At 45.2% G+C, this 852-nt stretch carries 2 protein-coding genes; one reads left to right on the forward strand and one right to left on the reverse strand.

The annotated features are described in order from the left end of the window. Positions 1-27: 27 nt before the first annotated feature. On the forward strand, positions 28-345 hold the full coding sequence (locus tag Q5Y71_RS16980; protein ID WP_306043255.1) for a hypothetical protein: 318 nt from the start codon (positions 28-30) through the stop codon (positions 343-345). 88 nt (positions 346-433) lie between these two features. Here Q5Y71_RS16980 and Q5Y71_RS16985 read toward each other — a convergent pair. Next, a partial coding sequence (locus tag Q5Y71_RS16985; RefSeq protein ID WP_306043256.1) for a transposase occupies positions 434-852 on the reverse strand: 419 nt, incomplete at its 5' end.

The raw sequence follows: 852 nt of genomic DNA on the forward strand, positions 1-852 counted from the left end.
CGTCATATTTAAATGGAAAATACAAGCATGAAAAAAATATTTGGTAGTATTCTCTTTTTTGCGGTTATGACCGTGAGTAACGTGCAGGCATTAACCAACTCTACATCATCTAAAATTTCACAGCTTACGATTGGAAGTAACTTCGCACGCGTACAGCTAGAATCCATGACTGAGATGGAGGGTTGTTCGCAACAGCAATATTATATTTTGGATATATCTGAGAATAAAAATTCAGCAATGCTATCTGCTTTGTTGGCAATCAAGTCAATGGGTTCAATGGTAATTATACAGGGCGATGGTTGTCTTCAAGGATTTCCTCTAATAAGCCATATCTATTATTACTGAGCAAACCTAACAAGCGACACAAAAGATATCTACACAATAAAGCCGCCCCGCTTGAATTATTGCCAATTCTGGTGTTCAACAAGCCTGATTAAGCAGCGCTCTGACCGGCTGTTGTCACCTCCTCTCCATCCTTGAATTTCACTCCGGTGATGACCTTGGCAAGGTAATCAAAGCCCCGGAGCTTTTTCCACTTTTCTTCTGCACACATTCCCAGCTTGAACACCATGTGTAGCATTCCTTCTCTCGACAGGCAGCCTTTCGAGCGCTTGGTCCAGTGTCGTATTGTCCCGAACGTCGACTCGATCGGGTTCGTTGTCCGGATGCTCTGCCAGTGTTTTGCCGGGAAGTCGTAGAAGCTCATCAGTTCTTCGTGGTCCTTTAGCAGGCACTCGGAAACTTTCGGGTATTTGGCTTCGTACGTCTCGATAAACGTGTCGAATGCCTTCTCCGCGCCAACCCTTGCCTCAGACTGCCAGATGTCGTGTAGAAAGCGCTTGGCTTTCGGCT

The sequence above is a fragment of the Microbulbifer sp. 2205BS26-8 genome, from assembly GCF_030731025.1.
Taxonomy (GTDB): Bacteria; Pseudomonadota; Gammaproteobacteria; order Pseudomonadales; family Cellvibrionaceae; genus Microbulbifer; species Microbulbifer spongiae.